The sequence below is a fragment of the Verrucomicrobiia bacterium genome, from assembly GCA_036405135.1.
In the GTDB taxonomy this organism is placed as follows: Bacteria; Verrucomicrobiota; Verrucomicrobiia; order Limisphaerales; family JAEYXS01; genus JAEYXS01.
In genome coordinates this window covers 102,924-123,394 of sequence record DASWYF010000024.1, presented here as the reverse complement: position 1 = coordinate 123,394, position 20,471 = coordinate 102,924, and the positions used below count along the sequence as shown (strand labels likewise).

General features: G+C 56.5%; 11 protein-coding genes. 1 reads left to right on the top strand and 10 read right to left on the bottom strand.

Going from position 1 to position 20,471, the window contains the following annotated elements; all coding sequences use genetic code 11:
- The first annotated feature begins 9 nt into the window (after positions 1 to 9).
- Entirely contained in the window at positions 10 to 1,248 is a 1,239-nt protein-coding gene (locus tag VGH19_12645) for a PmoA family protein (protein ID HEY1172214.1), read from the top strand.
- Between the two features lies 1 nt (position 1,249).
- Here the strand turns inward: VGH19_12645 and VGH19_12640 are convergent, their stop codons facing one another.
- From VGH19_12640 to VGH19_12595, 10 genes are all read right to left on the bottom strand, one after another.
- Positions 1,250 to 2,875, bottom strand: coding sequence for a hypothetical protein (locus VGH19_12640; GenBank protein ID HEY1172213.1), 1,626 nt, complete (start codon positions 2,873 to 2,875; stop codon positions 1,250 to 1,252).
- Positions 2,876 to 2,879: 4 nt separating this feature from the next.
- Positions 2,880 to 4,508: an ABC transporter permease subunit gene (locus tag VGH19_12635; protein HEY1172212.1), complete on the bottom strand. Its 1,629-nt coding sequence runs from the start codon at positions 4,506 to 4,508 to the stop codon at positions 2,880 to 2,882.
- On the bottom strand, positions 4,505 to 6,274 hold the full coding sequence (locus tag VGH19_12630) for an ABC transporter permease subunit (GenBank protein HEY1172211.1): 1,770 nt from the start codon (positions 6,272 to 6,274) through the stop codon (positions 4,505 to 4,507). The genes VGH19_12635 and VGH19_12630 overlap by 4 nt, the downstream gene beginning before the upstream one ends.
- Positions 6,271 to 8,037 carry a hypothetical protein gene (locus VGH19_12625; GenBank protein HEY1172210.1) on the bottom strand — a complete coding sequence of 589 codons (1,767 nt, stop codon included), beginning with the start codon at positions 8,035 to 8,037 and terminating at the stop codon, positions 6,271 to 6,273. The genes VGH19_12630 and VGH19_12625 overlap by 4 nt, the downstream gene beginning before the upstream one ends.
- Positions 8,038 to 8,052: 15 nt before the next feature.
- Positions 8,053 to 9,003 (bottom strand): ABC transporter ATP-binding protein, encoded by a 951-nt coding sequence (locus VGH19_12620; GenBank protein ID HEY1172209.1) that lies wholly within the window; start codon positions 9,001 to 9,003, stop codon positions 8,053 to 8,055.
- Positions 9,004 to 9,021: 18 nt separating this feature from the next.
- Positions 9,022 to 11,136 (bottom strand): hypothetical protein, encoded by a 2,115-nt coding sequence (locus VGH19_12615; GenBank protein HEY1172208.1) that lies wholly within the window; start codon positions 11,134 to 11,136, stop codon positions 9,022 to 9,024.
- A 538-nt stretch (positions 11,137 to 11,674) separates the two neighbouring features.
- A complete protein-coding gene (locus tag VGH19_12610; protein ID HEY1172207.1) occupies positions 11,675 to 12,199 on the bottom strand; it encodes an SRPBCC family protein in 525 nt (174 codons plus the stop codon).
- Positions 12,200 to 12,579: 380 nt separating this feature from the next.
- Positions 12,580 to 16,290 carry a PAS domain S-box protein gene (locus VGH19_12605; protein HEY1172206.1) on the bottom strand — a complete coding sequence of 1,237 codons (3,711 nt, stop codon included), beginning with the start codon at positions 16,288 to 16,290 and terminating at the stop codon, positions 12,580 to 12,582.
- A complete protein-coding gene (locus tag VGH19_12600; GenBank protein ID HEY1172205.1) occupies positions 16,287 to 17,792 on the bottom strand; it encodes an ATPase domain-containing protein in 1,506 nt (501 codons plus the stop codon). Before VGH19_12600 ends, VGH19_12605 begins: the two co-directional genes overlap by 4 nt.
- 21 nt (positions 17,793 to 17,813) lie before the next feature.
- Positions 17,814 to 20,459 carry a response regulator gene (locus tag VGH19_12595; GenBank protein HEY1172204.1) on the bottom strand — a complete coding sequence of 882 codons (2,646 nt, stop codon included), beginning with the start codon at positions 20,457 to 20,459 and terminating at the stop codon, positions 17,814 to 17,816.
- Positions 20,460 to 20,471: the final 12 nt, after the last annotated feature.

The window sequence follows — 20,471 nt, the reverse complement described above, 5'->3', positions numbered from 1 at the left end:
GCATTCAGCTTGACGGAAACGCTGCCGAGGCGCACACCTTGCGGAATGTTCCCCTCGGCATTTTACAGTCGCGTTGTCGCGCTATCGATCATCTGCACAGCTTTTCCATATCTTGATGCAAAGGCTGCTCCCAAGTCTCTCACCGTCGAAGCTGGCGAGCATGACCGGCAGGATTGCGTCGTCACCGTTGCGTGGGACAAAAAGGATTCAAAGCATTACCAGCTCAAGGCTAAAGATGGACGCACTTTTTCATTACAGAATGATGACAAGGGACAGGCATCTTTTGTCCTGGATAAACTAGCCAAGAATCAGTCGCTCACACTGACGGTCAAGACAGCCAAGCAAAAACCGTCGGCGAGTGCCAAGAGATCAGGAACGGCGATCGACCTGCAGAACAACGGCAAAAAGGTGCTCAGCTATCAGATGGCTGACACAGAAGCCCCCCGCCCTGAGATCAAGCCAGTTTACCGGCATAATTCGTATCTGCATCCCATCCTCACGCCTTCAGGCAAAACGGTAACGGGCGATTATCCGCCAGATCATTTGTGGCATCGCGGTATCTGGTACGCCTGGACGCACACGGAGTTTGGAGAGAGCGCACCGGATTTCTGGAACCAGAGCAAAGGAGACAAACTGACGGCAAGGATCGATTTCGATAAACTAGAGAACACCTGGAGCGGCCCAGTTCATGCGGGTTTCAGCAGTTCACATAAGTTTCTGGATTCAGGCGCACCGGTATTGGATGAAACCTGGCAGGTGAAGACCTATGCCCTGCCCGGTTCCAAACTGCATGTGATCGATCTCGTTTCGGTGCAAAGCTGCGCCACGGATAAACCGCTCAAGCTGCCGAAGTATTACTATGGCGGACTGGGCTTTCGGGCGAACCCGCAATGGGAACAAAAAGATAATGTTTCCTTCATGATTTCCAGCGGTGAAACCGATCGCGTGAAGATGAACGAGCAGCGCATCAACTGGATCCGTATCAGCGGAAAGACAGATGGTGAGCTGGCTAGCATCACCTTGATGGATCATCCGGGCAACTTCCGCTCGCCTCAGCCCATTCGCGTGAACCCCAAGAACCCGCAGACCTGTTTTGCACCTTCGCAACTGGGTGATTGGAGCATCGAACCCGGCAAGCCATTGACTGCCCGCTATCGATTCATTGTGGCGGATGGTGTGCCTGAAAAAGCAGAATTGGACCGGCTATGGCAGGATTACGCATATCCGCCCAAAGTCACGGTGAAGTGAACTAGCGAATAGGTGGCGGGGTTGTGCGGATCGCTGCTGCCACAGGCATGCGGGCATCAAATTGCATGCGCACCAGGCGAGGCAATTCATAGACCACATAGTGGCGTGACACCGCTATGAGCACTGGCTTGAACAGATAGCCCAGCCAGCAAAGAAAGCCCGGGATGACCAGTGCGAACAGAAGCGTGAAGAAGGCCGCCCAGCCGGGACGTTTCAGCTTTAAAGACATCCACGCGGCCATCCAGCCCAGCAGAAAGTAATCGAGCACCTTCAATCCGACACCCATCACTACCGTGAACATCTGTATCCCGTGCAAAAAAAACGGCGAAGAGCTGGACATGCCGCTGTTCATCTCGTCCAACATAAATCTGACACCACCAAAAAGCATGAAAATGAATGCGAGGGCGAACGGCAACTGGAATGTCCGGTTCAACACGGTCCAATGGGCCGAGACGATCTGCTTCACCGTCAGGGGTGTGCTGGCAAGCAACTCAAACAACCCGGAACTGCGGGCATATGTGAAGAAACGGCAGGCCTGAAATGTCAGCATCACCTCCAATGGAAAAAGCACGGCCCAGCGGATGATGCCGCCTCTGAACGGGACATGGAGAAAACTCGCCTCGTCGATCAGGAATATGTCCACCAGCACGATCAGGACTGACAATGCAATCAGGCCCTTGATCGCCAATCTCATCCCCCGCGTAGGACGCATCAGGAACAACATCGGGTTTTCATCCAGCATCGCAGCGCGTTCATCGAAGGTCGTTGATTTCCGTGCCAGAGTGATCTTTGAGGCTACCCAGTTTCCGGCTTCACGCGCAGGTTGCTGCCATATCTTGGGCAGTCGCCAAGCTGCCATTAGCAACAAACTCCAGGCGAGCAAATGCGATCCCAGCAGAGACCACATATAGATCGCCGGGCTGCTGGTGTATTTATCGTCGCCTGAACTGAGCAGTGCGACAACTGGACTGAACGTAAGCACTGCCAATCGTTCGTAAGTGGCCCCCAAGTTGAAGCTGCTTCCAAAGACCGACGCCCATGATACCAGCCCGTAAGGAGCCAGATACATCATCGGTGTCAGCAAGCAGCAGAGAATCATCACCGATGAGGCCTTCAGGAAACTGCTTTGAATCTCGATGGAACGGGAGGAAGCCCATGTGCCGACAGCCATAGTAAAGAACAAGAGGTTCGCCAGACCGAATGAGACCCGTACAAATTCACCGAAAGTGACACCACCGATCAGCAGGGGCAGCGCAAGGACCGGGATGATCGCCAGCAGCCAATAGAAGGCATTCAGTGCCACAGCACTGAACTTACCGATGACGACATCATACCCTTTCAGATCCGTCAGGAACAGCAGGCCCAAAGTGCCATCACGTTTTTCTTCACTGATGATATCCGCAGTGCCAAACATCCCCGCAAGCAAGCATACAATGGCCGCGTAAACTGTCAGCACCCAGAACAAGGCTTCTCCCCATCCGCGCGGCTGACCCACCAACCCCATTATGGTGATGAGGAACAGGGCCATCCCGAAAGCCAGTCCACCGATCAACCAACGCCACCGATACGTCGCAGGCTTTCGGGCCAGCACTCGCAACTCGCGTTCAACCATGGGAAGAAAGGTCAACGCATCATCCTTTCTTAATCTGGTGGGAATCGAAGCGTGATGCCGCCAGGTCACGCAACTGGTCATGCAATCCGTGCCATGCACGCAAGCCGAAGAAAAGATTCACCCCCATGCCTGCCATCAACCATACCGCCATGGCCACATTTTCCATGCGCCCCATTCCTCCGCTCCGGGAGGCCAATGCCATGAATGTAAAGAACGCTATCATGATGAGCACGGGCAACAGCAACACCCTCGCCAGGGTGGAGCCAGTCGCCCGGGTGGCATAGCGGTGGTTCAAGCCCAGCCACATGCCGATGTAAGCGATCGCGAACAGATCTGCCACCAGCATCGCCATGGCTCCGAGCCACCAGGTCACCATTCCACCGCTGGCCTTTTCCGAGAGGATGAACAGGAAGTGTATCCCCAGTATGACCACAACCGGCCAAAGAAATTGACGCTTTAACGCCTGAAACTGGCCGGAGACTATCTCTGGAACGGAAAGGGGTGTGGAGAGCATGAGTTCCAATGCACCGCTCTGCCGATCGCGATTGAAACGGTGTGCGGCTTCGATCGCCACCCATATCTTGACCACCGTCGTCAGTATCACTCCTGTCATCAGATGCACGCCTTCATCCAACCAGTCATTCGGATTCTCCACATAACCCCAAAGCCACAACAGACCCAACGTGCCCAAGGTGCCCCACACAAACATCGGTTTAAGGCGGTTGCGTGATCCCAGCCACATCGTAGGAGATTCATCCAGCAATCGACTGCGATAGCTTGCGCGCTGGTCACGATCGCCATCAGCCCAGAGCCTCCAACGCTGCTTCCAACGCAGGCCGCGGATGGTTTCCGCCTTGTCCTGCCATATCTTTGGCAAACGCCATTGCGCGATGAATACAAGCAGCCAACTCACGATATGGACCATGAGCAAAGAGTACCAGACCGATTCATTTATTCTGGGCTGATCCAACGACTCAAGCAATTCGTTGAATGTGTAAACTGGCGATACCCAGCCGAATGCAGCCTCAGACCACCATTTTTCGAATTGCCCGTCCAAACCCAGCACCTTCTCGATCAAGAACCAGCCCACTATCGTCCAGCCCACACAAAAGAACACCATTCCGACGATGGTCAAGATCATCGCCGCGCGTTCGCCTTCGACGATGGTGGAAACACATAACCCCACTGCCAACGAGATGAAGAGCGTATTGAGCAGCACCAAAAGCATCACACCGTATTGCTCCAACGTCATGCCACCAAGCAGCAGCGGTAATGCGAGCATCGGGAAGATGGCCACCAGACCGTATATGGAATTCAACGAAGTCGCCGCGAGTTTGCCGAAAAGAACTTCAAAAGCTTTTAGGTCCGTCAAAAACAACAACCCCAAAGTCCCTTCCCGACGTTCTTCACTGATGCAATCAGCCGTGTTTCTGACTCCGGCAAAAAGGCAGTAGATGAACGCGAAAATGGACAGAGAGATGAATATTCCATGACTAAGTTGGGCGGACTGTGTGCCGTCAGAAGTCACCAGCAGAATCCAAGCGGCGATGGACATCGCCGCTCCTGCCGCCACAAACCGCACCCAATAAGTGCCGGGGCGACGCGAGGCAGCACGCAGTTCCCGTTCTACTACCGGAAAGACTTTCATCCGTTCGCTCCCCCGGACTCTGGCAGGCTGCGCCGACGAAACAAGCTTGCTGCATATTTTAATTGAGCCCAAAAACCCGTTTCTGGCCGCGTGGCGGCATACTCGCGCAGACGCTGGCATTCACGACGGCTCAACCGGATCAGCACCAAATTATTGATGCTGGCGATCATCAACCAGAGGATAAGAAAATGCCATTCCTGAAAATGATCCATCAAATCATCCAGCCATTGCTGGTCGAAAACCTCGATCAACAAGGCGATGCTGATCGCTCCGCCCGCTATCAGGCCCCAAGTGGGCAGGCATAGCCACATGAGGCTCGAGGAGGTAGCGGTGAATTCATTCCGGGAAATTATGCCCATCCATGTCGCCGTCCAGCGCATGGTATACAGATTGAAAAACAACATGAGGATGTAAGCAGACCATAAAATGTAACCGAAATATTCGCTGATGAACCAATGCCGATCACCATAATAACGAAAATTGTCATCATGACACAGGAAGATGACATCGGCCAAGACAACCCATGTCACTGGCAAAAGAAACTTACGGTTGAGTCCTTGGAAATGCCCTTTCAGGATGTCCTCCACCTTCAGCGGAGTCGCCAAAATCAATTCCATCGCACCAGAATAACGGTCGCGATAGATCCATGTGGCAGCTTCACCCGCCATCCAGGCCAGCATCCAGATATGGCTCGCTGTCATGACCAGCGTGAACATATCGTCATCCGCCCAATCATGCGGGTCGAAGATCAAGCCCATCGCATAGATGAACGTGCTGGCAGCCAGCACGGTGAGCGTGATGTTCAAACCCAACCGGCTTCGACACACCAGCCAGGCAAGCGGCTCCTCATGCTGCAATTTCTTCCGGCGCCAGCGCAACCAGTTAAAAGCCTGCACTAGCAGCTCTCTGGTGCTGATCCAGTTTTTCGGCCGGGCGACGGGTTGTTTTTCCTGCAGCTTCCAAGTGTTCTGGGTGCGGCGGCATGCGATGATCAAAGCAGTCCACGCCATCATATGTTGCACGCCCAAAGACAGCCAGAACCCCCAATTATACTGCCCAAAAAACTGCTGCGGCCCCACTGCCAGCACCGCGCTGAATCCCGGTGAAGGAGTGAAGACAGCCAGGAGGTAATACCGATACTGCGAATCCCAAAGCAGTTCATAATACATGCCGCCATCCAGAAGCTCGTGCACCATCAACATGCATATCGGCCAGCCTAAGATCAAAAAAACCATGGTCGCCAGCCATGCCAGCATAGCGGCCCACGACGTGACCATTCGTGAGGACCAGAAAACCCCAACAGCCAGCGAAAGAAACATCAGGTTTGCGCAGCCGAAAATGACGCGCAAGTAGGCGTCCATGTCCACCCCGCCGAGCAAGAACGTGATAGCCAGCACGGGGATGATGGCGATCAGACGGTAAACTGCTCCCAACGATCCCGCAGCGATTTTGCCAGCCACCACATCATAGCCCGTAAGATTCGTCAGAAAGAGCAACCCTAGCGTGCCTTCGCGTTTCTCGCTGCTGATGGCATCCGCCACACCGCTGCCAGCCACGGCGCAGAGCAATCCTGACAAACCGGAGATGGCATAGAACAAGACCATCCCCATGATATGCGCGGGAGCCTGCATCGTCGCCATGCCGCAGAGGAAGAAAATGATCAACGCTATGCTCGCTGCCAGAACCCGGTTCCAATAAGTGGACTTGTGCCGGGCCGCCACACGCAACTCTCGTCCAACTACGGGAAAGAAACGTCCCAGTTTCACGGCTTATCCTCCATCAACGAGACGGGACGGCGGTAAAACGATTGCAGGAAAATCCTGGAGTATCGTTTCCATCCAATATCATTGAGATCTTCCGACTGAACAGCATGACGCAACGCCAAACAATGCGACCGTGACCACTTGAAGAAAACCAAACTGGCCCTCACCACAAAAAACCATGGCAACCCGCAGAACAATAGGAACTGCCATTCACGAGCTGGAGGATTGTAATAGTAATAATAACGTGATGAACGGCTGAAGTATTGTGCCGCTGTAGGCATGTCCGGAAAGATCCCGGCGATAAAATATAGCACCGCTACCGCCAAGACCGCTGTTCCCAACACCAGCCCCACAGCCGCCGCAGCAGCAGTGAATTCATTCTTGGAAATGCTGCCAAGCCATGCCCCCGTCCACCCGGCCGCCAGCATGTTCAACGGCAGCAACAGGCCGATGCACATGATGCCCAGCAAACGCAACACCCAGTCGCTCACCGCATAAAATGTCCCCGTGGTGGAAGTCGCAAAGCACCAATAAGCGAAGAGTAAGAGTCCCACTGGGATCAAGGATTTCCGAAACAGCGCCTGTTGATAACCACGCCAGAATTCCTGGATCGCCAACGGCGTGGTAAGCAGCAATTCCAATTCACCTGTCTGCCGCAGTTTGTTAGTCCACGCGGCCGCTTCCGCAGCCATCCACAACACGACCGCCAAATGTCCCGCGCCCACCAGCAGCACACCCCAGCCTAGTGAGCGATACTCTTCCGGCGTCATCAACCAGGCAAAGCATAGCATCGCCAATCCGGCCATGATCACAGTCACCGCGATGACCTTGCTCGAACGCTGCCTTGTGATGAACCAATAAAGCGGTGAATGATTCTTCACCGTCCATGCCACAGGCCTGGATACCGCTGTCTTTTTTTCCGGCGCAGGTGCCTTCCTCTTTTCACGGTCTTTCCACGCTTGCACTGTATAGTAACAACTGCCCGCGAAAAACACCACGCTCAGGAGCACATAGAGTTTCATCACCTCGAGCAAAAAACCGCCTATATAAAACGAGCCCGTTCCCATCAGAGGGTGCTGCATGCTGAAAAACAGCCCGATCGGACTGATCTGAAGCAATGGAAACCAATTAGTGATATTGGGGATGAAATGAAAGTTGAGGTTAAGCACCTGCAACAACGTCAGCAACAGCGGCGGCACAAAACATAACAACAACATGCCGGTCATCCATAAGCCGAACGAAACCCAATAAGCCCGTCCGAGAGAAGAGCAGAAAGCTGCGTAACAAAGTGACAGCAACGCCACCGACAAACAGATGATCGCCGCTGTCAAATATGACTGCCAATTCACTCCGCCTAGCAGAAACGCGCTTCCGATGATGGGCAAAAACGCCAGCATCCGGTAAATGATCTTCAACGAACCTGCCGCCATCTTGCCCATCACCACATCGATGCCGCGCAAACTCGTCAGGAAAAGCAGCCCCAATGTCCCCTCCCTCTTCTCTTTGCTGATGCTGTCCAGCATGCCCACCCCTGCGAAAAGGCTCTGCCCCATCATGAACATCACCAGATAGTAGAAGACCTTCGCCCCCAGCAGTTGCGGCGGGTGATCCCGCATTTGGAAAAGCATCACCGCAAAAACCAGGATGCCTGCCGCCACTGCGGCAAACCTCCCCCAATGCAAACCGCTCTGCCGTGCTGAGACCCTCAGTTCCCGCTCCACTATCGGCAGCCACCCCAACCCTATCTTTGATAGGTGTGCAGCCATCAAATCCTCCTTCCGCTATTGAGTCTCTCCACGCGTCACCCGCATGAAGACCTCTTCCAACCCCAATTCATCCTCCCGCAATCCCACCAGCTTTAATCCGTCCTGGATTAGCATCGGCGCGATGAACGAAGCATCCGTCTCGTGGTCCTTCAAGGTCACCTTGAGCTGCTCCTCCACCGGCTCGATCTCCGTCACCTCAGGATGTGCCTTCAACAATTCTTTCGCGCGCTCCATCCCATCCATCACCTTCACCCAGAAAATGCGCCCGCTCATCTGGTCCCGCACACCCTGCACCGGACCGCTGTAGATCAGCTTGCCCTTCTCGATGATCGCCACACGATCGCACAACGTCTGCAATTCACTTAGGATATGCGACGAGATGATGATTGTCTTCCCCATCCGCTGAAGCTCCTCAAGGATCGCCATCATCTCGATGCGCGCCCGCGGGTCCAGACCGCTCGCAGGTTCGTCCAGCAAGAGCAGCTTCGGATCATGGATCAGCACACGCGCCAGACCGAGACGTTGTTGCATGCCCCGGCTCAAGGCTCCAATGAGTGCCCCCTTCTTCTCGCTCAATCCCACCAACTCCAACACATCGCCCACTGTCTTCTCACGCTTGCCGCTCGGGATGCGATAGCATGCACCGAAGAAATCCAGATACTCCGTCACTTCCATGTCCTTATACACACCGAAAAAGTCCGGCATGTAACCGATCACATGCCGTACGGAATCCGCATCCCGCACCACATCATGACCAAGTATCTCCGCGCGACCCGATGATGGCGTGAGGAACGTTGCCAAAATGCGCAATGTCGTCGTCTTGCCGGCACCATTCGAACCGATGAACCCGAACAGATCCCCCTGGTTCACCGTCAGATTAAGCTGGCTCAGCGCCGTCATCGCACCATACGTGCGCGTCAGCTCGAACGTCTGCACGGCTGGAATCTTTGCTGCTTCAGTTGCCATAAGTCACTCGCTCGTTTCTTATTGCGGCGCGGACGCCACTACGCGGAATAACGTGTCGCGTGTGGACCGGCGCGTCTCAAACTTGTTCAATGCCGGGATGGGTGATTCGCCGCTGGCCCACGCCAGCAGACAGATCTGCCCGCGCTTCACATTCCCACTCAGATCAAATCCCTCCGGCAATATGAAGCGTGCTCCGTAATTATGATTGTTGTTGTTCGGCGTATTCTTCTCCTCCAGCTTGCCTAGGAAGGAAGCCGCCGCCAGATGCACCGGCGGATTAGGCAGGAAATTTCCCCGGTTGTTGCCGAACGCATTGCGCCGCTGCTCCACTGCCGTGCCGAAGTTTGACGTGTTCTGCTGCACAAAACTTTCCAAAGCCTGCCCGGCACTGCTCAGATTCACCACTCTCCGTTCGCCGGCTTGCAACCTCGACACCTCATACACCTTGTCACCGGCCACGATCCATGCCCGCTCCAACGTCGCCTTCATCTTGTTCTCGATCCGCACCGAGGTCTGCCCGCCGCTCTTCGTCACCTCCATCTGCAGCGGCTCTTCGCCGGATTGCGACCAGTCGCTCACAAACAGTTGGCTCGTCCACACCGGCACGAACACCTCCGCTGCGAAACCCTTGCCCATCTGCGTGATCGCCGTCCGGCCAGCCTCTTGGGAGGCGGCAAAGGCCCCTTGAAATTCACCCCGGAACGTCGCATGCGCCACATCCGTCGCCACCGGATATTTCGCATTGGAGGGCGAATAGCATGAGGCGTAAGTCCTTCCACGCAGCTCCACCTTGCCCCCGTGCGGCATCACATCCACCACATGCAGTTCATTCCACTCACTCTCACCCGCGCGCAGCATGAAACCGATCCAATAGATCAGCAGCGAGAAACCTACCACATAACAGGGGAACGTGATCCACGTCAGCATCTGCCGGTTGATCTTCTTCAGATACCACTGATCCAGCGGACCGATCACCACCAGATACACCGCCAGCAGCAACAGCAGCCAGCTCACCGGCAATTTGCGCACCTGCTTGGAATCGATCATCGCACCCACTACACCGTCGATGCTCTGGTTGTTGAAATAAGACTGGTTGTTATGCGTGTTCTCCGTGAACCACGCAGGCGGCACCCCGATCAATTGCGCCCAGAAATAATTTCGCCCCTTCCACGAGCGGAATGGTTCCCTCTCTGGGCTGAACGTCAATACCGTGAGCAAGCCGCGTCCCCTCTCTGCGCGGATCACCAGCGGCAACCCGCTCGCAGAAACCAGCTCCTTCCCGTCCAACATCGTCGCTTGAAATACGGGCGTCGTTGCCTCGCGGAACTCCGCCGCTTCATCCCGCTTACGGCCCGAGCTTGCATAATTGAACGCATGCGGACTCCCCGTACCCACCCACGCAAAAGAATCCAGCACCTGCCCCGCCGCCACCGACCTCGAACCGCCAAACTTTACCGGCATTAAGGGTGCCAGCCACGGCAACCCGTTCAGATCACCCGGCTGCTCCATCCCTATGATCAAATGCCCGCCCGCCTGCATCCACGCCATCAATGCCGCTCCCTGCTGCGCGCTGATCTCCAACGCCCGCTCCGAGTTCAAATAGATCGCCTGCAACCCCTCCAGCGGGATCGGTCCATCCGGCAAAAACGCCGGATCCAACCTCACCACCTCCGCACCCCGATCCCCCTGGCTGTTCGCCATATCAGGCAATATGGGTTGCCCGCCAAACGTCCTTGCCACCGTTCCGAACAACATCGCGTTCCACTCCAAGTCCTTCCGGATGCCCAGATTTTTCACCTCCGCACGTTTCTTCTCCCGCTCATCATACACCACTGCCCGCCATTGCGAATACTTCCCCGCCGAGGCAAACACCGGCACCACGATCCGCTTCCGTGTATTCGTGGGCAGCTCCACCGGGATACGGCGCACCTGCCCCTTGCCCGCCTGCTCATTCATCAGCTCGATCACGCCACTGAAAGGCGGCCCATCATTGAAAATCTCGAACGCCGCCGGAAACCAGTTTGCCTCCCGCACTGTACCATCATAGCCCAACTTCACATCGAACTCGAACTCCGCCCGTGCCTCACCGGCGAATAGACCAAGCCCCAGCACGATGGCCACCAGCCATCTCATCCATTGATAAATATGTATGACCCTTTGCAAGCATCCTCCCCCATCTCTTGGCTTGACACCCTCTCTCATTGGAACTCCCCGGATTAAAATGACTTCCACCCCAAGAAGCAATTCAAAGAATCCGGAAAATCCGGTTTACCTCCCGTCGGCTTCCCTTCAGACCATAGCGAGGCTTCCGTTTCTTATCGCCAGTTGCCCCCAGCCCTTCCCCATCCCGTTTTTCCTTCCTCCCGGAAGAAACCCTCTCATCCCCAATAGACACTTCCTCTGCCTTGGGGAGACAATCCGTGGATGAAACACCATTACCCATAACAGCCTCCTTACCTTGTTTCAGCCGCCAAACCACCGCTGGTCAGACCGCCGCAGGCAGCCGATACCGGCCACCACTGAAAAAACTATCCACCACTCCCAAAAAATACGCAACCCCTAAAATTAAAATATTTTCTACAACCCATTAGAGAACACCATAGCGATACCCGTTAACACCCCAGCGGCACCGGAAACAAAATCATCCTCACATCCGGCAAATTAAAATCCCCTACCTGAACGCCACCACCCGCCTGTCCCCGGCTCCAACCCGGTTCCCACCGGCTTCCACCATTGCCTTCACCCTCCGCAAATCATCCGCCAGTTGTGCCCCCGGCTCACTCCCAAACAACCTCGTCACCACCGGCTCCATATCCTCATCCGGCTCATCATACTCCAGAGACACCGTCACCTCCGTCCCTTCCCCCTGAGCCGCCGGCCCGAACCGTACCGCTCCCGCATGCGCCGGCTCGAACCCTTCCTTCGTACACCACGCGATCAACTGCCCTGGCACCTCATGCACTATCTCCACATCCCACTCGATGTATTCTTCCCTTGGCCCTTTCGCCACCCAGTGCGATTCCGTCCTCGTCACCTGCTGCACTGAGATCAGGCTGGGCAACACCCGCGGCATGTTCTCCAACTGTCTCCAAAACGCGAACAGCCGCTCCGCCGGGCACTCCATCGTACACGCACAAACCACTTTGATGCTATGATTGCTCTGTGCTTCCGGAAAAATATTTAATGTCGTGACCATAACAACATCAGAAAAAATGTGATCCAAACACTCCTCACTACTTAGCTTTTCCCATGCCGAACTTTCCAAATCACACATCGGTTGTCTATCAAGCACTTGCAACAACTGGCTAAAACCCGACACCCCTCAACCGCAAACAAAGTCTGCTCCCTCTGCACAATTTGCATGAAATCCCCTCCCTATAAAACGTTAGAGCGGTTAAAAAATTGATGTAGCCGGGTGGAGCGAGGATTTTTGGGTTCTGGCGAGGCTTTGGCGAAGGAGCAGTTCAGTTTCCAAGGACCCTGTGACTGAGCCGAAACGAAGCCAGAACCCAAAAAGACCGCCCTTCTCATTCTTCAGCCACCCGGCTACAGGATTTTTTAAAACCGCTCTAAATTTCACACTTTCTTTCCCAACACCGCACTTAACGCACTCTCCAGTGATTGCACCCTCACCGGCTTCGTCAGATGCACCTTGAACCCCGCCAACCGGCTGTTCACCACATCATCCTCCATCCCGTAACCCGTCAGCGCGATCCCCGGCAGATCCCTCCGTTTCTCACTCAACTCCGCCATCAACTCATACCCCGTTCCATCCGGCAGCCCGATATCCGAGATCAACAGTTGAAAATCCTCCCTATCCGCCAACGACCTTGCATCCGCCAGATTGCTCGCCGTGATCACCTCGAAATGCCGCCGCGTCAGCAAAAGTTTCAACGCCGTCCGCGTCGGCTCGTGATCCTCCACCAGCAACACCCGCAAGGGATGCCCGCCGCCATTGTTGGCAGACATCCTCTCCGACAACATCTTCTCCGGCTCTGGGCGCACCACCACCACCGCATCTGTAAGCGGCAATGTGATGATGAATGTCGCCCCCCTATTACGGCCTTCACTCTCCGCCTGTATCTCACCCCCATGCAGCTCCACCAGCTTCCGAGTGATCGCCAGACCAAGCCCCAGCCCGCCGAACCGGTGCGCTCCCCCCGCCCCTACATGCTCACCCTGCGTGAACGCCTCGAACACATTTGCCAGCTCCCCCCCAGTCATGCCGATCCCCGTATCCAACACCCGGATCTCCATCACACCATCCCGCTTCTGTGAACGCACGGTTATCTTCCCTCCTCCCGGCGTGAACTTCACCGCATTCTTCAGCACATTCCAGAACACCTGCTGCAAACGCACCGCATCCCCCTCCACCGTCGCTGGCAATGCTTCCAGCTCCAGCACCAGCATCACCTTCTTGTCCGCCACCTCCGCCTCCACCGTTCCGATCGCCGCCCGCAAAACCGCTTCTACATCCAGCGGCTCCTTGCTCAGCGATAGTTTCCCGTGGGTGATACGTGTGATGTCCAGCAAATCATCGATCAGCCTCGCCTCCAGCTCCACATTGCTGCGGATCGTCGCGAACTGCTCCCTCACCTCCTGCGAATACTCCGGATTCTCCGCCGCCTCGCTCGCCAGCAACAACACCGGATTCAACGGCGTGCGCAACTCATGTGAGAGTGAAGCCAGAAATTCATCCTTCGCATGAGATGCCGCCAGCACCTCCTGATGCGCCCGCTCCAGCCGCCTCTCCGCCTGCTTCTGCTCCGTGATGTCCCGCACGATTTTCGAAGCACCCATGATCTTCCCGGCGGCATCCCTGATCGGCGAAACCGTCAGCGCCACCTCCATCAAACTGCCATCCTTCCGCTGCCGGATCGTCTGGTAATGCTCGATCTTCTCACCGCGCCGGATCCGCTTCAAAATGTTCGGCTCCTCATCGAACTGATTCGCCGGGATCAACATCGTCACCGGCTTGCCGATGATCTCCTCAGGGCGGTAGCCGAACAACCGCTCCGCTCCGCGATTCCACGTCATGATGATCCCATTAATATCCTTGCTTATGATCGCATCATCCGATGACTCCACGATCGCCACCAGTCTTCGCGACGCTTCACCAGCCCGGGCCTGCTCGATCGCCACCGAAGCCATGCGCGTGACCGTCTCCGCCATCCTCAGATCTTTCTCGCCCGGCAGCCGCGCCATCGGATGATACACCGCAAACGTTCCCAACACCTCACCGCTTGTGGAAAAGATCGGCACGGACCAGCACGCTCTCAACCCAAACGCCAACGCCAGCTCCTTGAAATCCGTCCACAAGATGTCCGTCTTGATGTCCTCCACATACACCGGCTTTCGCGTATATGCCGCCGTCCCGCACGAACCTGCTTTCGGTCCGATCTCCCCTCCATCGATCGCCGCCACATAATCCGCTGGCAAACTTGGCGCCGCCCCATGCCGCAGATGCCTGCCATCCTTCTCCATCAGCAGGACAGAAGCGAAAGCTCTCTCCTCACAATCCAGCTCCGCCATACGCATCAACTCCGCCAAAATGGCCGGCAACGGCATGTCCTCAGCCATCAATTGCAGTACTTTGCGCTGGCTTTCCGCTATCGCCTCCGCCCGCTTCCGCGCCGTCGTGAGACGGGTCGTGCCGCAAACCGCCACCACCCTCCCATCCGGCCCGAACACCGGGCTGAAGATATACTCGTGATAATCCTCCACCCCCGCTGCATCCGTGAAATACGTCTCACCACGAAACGGCTTCTTCGTCGCCACCACCTGCTTCACCTGCTGCTTCAACCTCTCTGCCAGTTCGGGCGGATAATCCAGCTGCAACGAACTCTTTCCCCGGATGTCCTCCAGCTTCCGCCCCCACAACTTCAGCAACGGTTCATTCGCATAAGTCCAATTCCCTTCCACGTCGAACGTGTAAGCCAGATCATTGATGGATGAAAGAATCGTGTCGAACAGCCGCGCATCAGCCTCCTTCTGGAACACCATCCGCGCCAGCTCCGCTTCATGCTGCTTGCGCTCCGTTATATCACGCGTCGACCCCGCCACCAAATCCACCTCCCCATCCGCCCCTGTCACCGGATTCAGGATATACTCATAATATCCCACATCACCGTTCGGCTTTCTGAAAGGCGTTTCATCCCGGACAGTCCCCTTCGTCTCAAACACCGTCCGTATCTCCCTCTGCAACTTCGCCGCCAATCCCGGCTCGTACCCCAGCTCCACGAACCCCCTCCCGATCACCCCGTCCAATGGCCGTCCCAAAATCTCCAGCACCCGCTGGTTCACGTAAACAAACCGCATCTTCCGGTCAAATATATAAGCCGCCTCATTGATGTGCGAAAGTGTGGTATCATAGATCCGCGCCTGCTGCTCGATCTTCGCCTTCAAAGAAAGCACCGCCTCCTGCTGCTCCCGGTCCTGCGTCACATCGCGCGAAACCGCCAATATCCGCTCCGGCTTGCCCGCCTCATCCAGAATCGGAGACAGCACTACATCCCACCACTTCATCTCGCCGCCCAGAGTCGGAGAGTCCCCCTGAAACCTCCCCACCCTGCCAGCCCTCGCATCCGCTAATGCATCCTTCGCCACCTTCCCCTGCTTCCCTTTCCAGAATGAAGGCCAGCTCTTCAATCTGAAAACCTCAAAATCCCTGCATCCCAGCATCCGCAAACCGTTCTTGTTCATCGAGAGCACCCGCCCCTGCAAATCCAGCTCCTTGATGCAGTCATGACTGCTCTCATAATAACTCCTCAACCTCTCCCCGCTGCTCCACACCGCCTGCAACAGGTCCCGCACCTCGTACTGACGGCGACGCGAACGCAACGCCACCTCCATCGTGCTCACCAGCGTACCAGGCCGGAATGGCCGCTCAAGCAACGTCACATTGCCGCCCGGCTCGAACAGCCTCAACCTCCGCAACTGCATCTGCGTCGCCTCACCACCGCTGCTGATGATCGTCACCGGGATATCTGACCATGTCGGCTGATCCCCCAGTATCTCCACCAGACAGGAAATGGATTTCTCCGTCAGAATCTCCTCCGCCAACAGCAGCGCACCACATCCCTCTCTCATCCCCGCGCACAACGCATCCACATTGGGAAAAACCACCACACCCATGCCCGCTTCGTCCAAAAACTTGGCGGACAACCCCGCATCATTTCCCGTCGGCGCCAAAATGAAAACCAGCAACGGCGCATCCCGCCCCCCCCCCTGCATGGGTGCCTCTCCGTTCGTCCGCTTTCCCCCCGCTCTGGAAGAATCACGCTTCATTCGATTTTTCCGCCATCCTCCTGCTTCGGCAACTCCTTCGCAATAATCGTCGGCACACCCGTCAACACCCCCTGCATCGCCGTCAACGGCTTGCCAACCTCAATACCGCCTTTCGATATCTTCACCTCCCGGATGGTCCGCTCGTGACCGCCCGTACGCTTTTTCACCACCGAAAGCGCCTGCCTCAGTTCGCCATGCGCCTCGAAGTAACGCAGCAAAATGACCGAATCCGCCAGATACGTCAGATCTACTGAACTCTGCATGCTCCCCACCAGCCCCTGCTGCGCCAGCACCATGATCGTGATTACCCCCTGTTGGTTCAGGAACGCCAGCAATTCATGCAATTGCAGGTTAAGCAACCGCTCCCCCGGCATTGCGTTCAGATAGCCGTTGATGCTGTCCAGGATGATCATCTTGACACCCTTCTTCAGCACCGCTTGGCTGATCCGGTGGCCCATCTCACCTGGCGAGATCTCCGCTGGATCAATCTGCTCGATCTGGATCAACCCTTTCCCCACAAAAGCTGCCAGATCCATATCCAGCCCCTTCGTGCGCGTGATCAGATTCTCCTTCGTCTCGTCAAAGATGAACAACAACACCTTCTCTCCCCGTTTGGCCGCCTGCAACGCGAACTGGATCGCCAAAGTCGACTTGCCTGACCCCGGAGGCCCCATGAACATATTGGATGTTCCCCGGTCCAACCCGCCGCCCAACAGCGCATCCAGCGCCTTTATCCCGCTCGAAAACGCCTCTTTCCTGAATTTTGAATGATGCTCCGCCGCCACCAGCCTCGGGAATATCAACACCCCCCCCCTCCTGATGATCATGTCATGATTGCCTTCACGATACTTCTGCCCGCGGATTTTCTCAATGCTCACCCGCCGCCGCGCCACACCATATTCCGGCGCCGTGCGGTGCAGCGAGATCACACCATGCGAGATACTCTCTATCTGCAGATCCTCAGCACCCGATGAACGGTCATCCAGCAAGAGCACCGTGCATTTCCTGCCCGCAAAAAACTGCTTCAACTGCAATATCTGCCGCCGGTAACGCAACGGTGTTTCCGCCAGCATCCGCAACTCCGAAAGCGAATCAAACACCACCCGCGCCGGCTTCACCCGCTCCACTTCATCCAGCAAAATCTTCGTCGTCCGGTTCAATTCGACCTCTGATGGATGGAAGAACGTCGTCTCCGTCTCCCCCTTCAACTTCTCCTCGATCGCGGAAAGTTCGAACAGCCGTATCTTGGTCAGCTTCCACCCGTGCGATGAAGCCACCAGCTCAAGTTCCTCTTTCGTTTCCGAAAGCGTGATATATAGCCCGGTTTCCCCCATTTCCGCCCCCGCGATCAGGAACTGCATCGCCAGCGTCGTCTTGCCCACCCCTGGATCGCCCTGCACCAGATACACCCGGTTCCTGGGCAGACCGCCTCCCAAAATATTGTCCAGTCCTTCCGTCCCCGTCTGGCACCTCATAATATCACTCATAAGTTTGACCGCCATAAAACTTCCTTTCCTCTTCATTTATTTACCAGCCAGCTTAAGCGAAGCCAGTGCTTGGTCCAACGCCTGGACTTTGACCGGCTTCGTCAAATGCATCGCAAAACCCGCCTTCTGGCTCCGCATCGTATCCTCCTCCATCCCGTAACCCGTAAGAGCGATGCCCGGCAATCCCTCCCCCCCCAGCTTCAGCATCACATCATAACCCGTCCCGTCCGGAAGCCCGATGTCCGAGATCAACAGATGGATCTCATGGCGCTTGGCCTGTTCCAGTGCCTCCATCACCGATCCCGCCGCCACCACCTCGTAACCGCGACGGGAGAGCAGGTAGATCAAGGCCGTTCTCGTCGCCTCATGATCCTCCACCAGCAAAACCCGCCGCTTGTTGCCGTCCGCCCTCACTGGGCGCTCCTCCACCACCGTCGGCTTCACCGGCGGCAACAGCTCCTTTGGAGCCGTCGCGGAGGCGGACGCCAGCGGCAACGCCACCTCGATCGTCGCCCCCTGCCCGCGCCCCTGGCTCTCCGCCCGGATCTTCCCTCCCTGCAGCTCCGCCAGCATCTGTGATATCGTCAGCCCCAGCCCGATGCCCCCAAACCGGTGTGAACTCCCCTCGCTCGCATGATCTCCTTGTGAGAATGCCCCAAAAATCCGCTTCAATTCAGACGCCGTCATACCGATGCCCGTATCGCTCACCCGCGTCAGCACCCGCCCCCCCACACTGTCCACCCTCGTCTCCACCCAGATACGTCCACCATCCGGCGTAAACTTCACCGCGTTCTTCAGCACATTCCAAAACACCTGCTGCAGCCTCACCGCATCCCCCATCACCTGCGGTTCGCCCGGATCAAACTTCAGTTCCAGCGAGATCTTCTTCTGCTCCAATTCTCCATGCAATATATGGATCACATTCCGCACCAGCGTATGCACACTCTCCACATGGATGCTCAAAGAAAGTTTCCCCCGCGTGATGCGCGTAAGATCCAGCAGATCATCAATCAGCCGCGCCTCCATCTCCACATAATTGCGGATCGATTCGAAATTCGCCCTCACCGGCTCCGGCAACGTCTTGTCCTCCGCCGATTCGCTCGCCAGCAACAACACCGGATTCAGCGGCGTCCGCAACTCATGAGACAATGCCGCCAGAAAATCATCCTTCGCACGCAATGCCCCGGAAAGCCGGTCCTGGCTCTGCAACAGCGCCGTCTCCGTCCGCTTCTGCTGCTCCAGCTCACGTTGCAACGCCAGATAAAGATTTGCATTGTCCATCGCGATCGCCGTCTGCGCCGCCAGCGCCAGCAACACATCCTCACACGCCGGGGGAAACATCCCCTCCTCCGGATGTCCAAAATAAAGCCCCCCCAATATCTCGCCATTGCGGGAAACCACCGGCACCGCCAGATAGCTGCGCACCGCCAAAGCCTGTTTCCCCCTGCCCCCCTTCGCCAGCTTCTTGAAACGCACGTCCGTCCTCAAATCGTTCACCCGCACGATTCCCACGCCGTTCAAAGTCGGCCAAAAAATCTTCTCCACATCCTCCCCCTCCAACCCCAGGAATATCTCAGGCGGCGGGCCGGACAACGTGCACAATACCTTCTCCTCACTCATGCTCACCGGATGGTAAAATGCGCCAAATGCCGCCTCGCTGATCTCCACCCCCGCATCCGTCACACACTGCGCTATCTTCCGGATGTCCCTCTCCGCCACCAACGACACACTCGCCCGGTGCAATATCTCCAGCACACGCGTCTGATGCCGCAACGCCTTCTCCGTATGCTTGAACGCCGCGATGTCCAGATGAATCCCCGCCCACCGGACGATGCCTCCCCCTTCACTCCGTATCGGCACACCCCGTGAAAGAATCGGATGCCACAACCCCTCTTTCCCCTTGAACCGATACTCCCGCTCCCAGAACGTCCCCGCCCGGCAGCATTGATCCCACGCCTCCTTCCCAGACTCCCAATCCTCCGGGTGCATCACCGACTGGATACCCCGCTCGGACAACTCGCGCTGCGAAAGCCCGATCAGCCTCAGGAACGATTCACTCGCATAAATGTTATTGCCCGCCGGATCACACACCCAGATGCCGTAGTTGATCGATTCCCCGATCGCCCGGTAAAGCTGCTCGCTGGCCCGCAAACTGTCATTCGCCGCCGTCAGCTCCACCGTGCGCGACCGCACGCGATTATCCAGCTCCAGATTGGACTTCAGCAACGCCTCCTCCGCCTTCTGCCGTTGCGCCACTTCCAGCTCCAGCGCGTGATTTATCGTCTGCAATGCCCGCGTCTTGCGGAACAATTCCACGAACACCGCCACCTTGGACCGCAATATCTGGGGATTGATCGGCTTGTTCAGGTAATCCACCGCGCCCAGGCCATACCCCTCCATCACATCCTTGTCATCCTGGAAATACGCCGTCAGAAAGATGATCGGGATATGCTGCGTGCGCTTGCGCTGCTTGATGAGATGCGCCAGCTCCAGCCCGCTCATCACCGGCATCTGGATGTCCAGCACGATCACCGCGAACTCATCCCGGATGAGCGACATCAACGCCTCATCCGCAGTCTGCGCCCGCACCAGCCGGTGATCCGGTGATTGCAGCACAGACTCGATCACCTCAAGGTTCCTCACCTCGTCATCTACCAGCAGGATGTTGACCGGTTCGTTCACGTGCCTTGATCC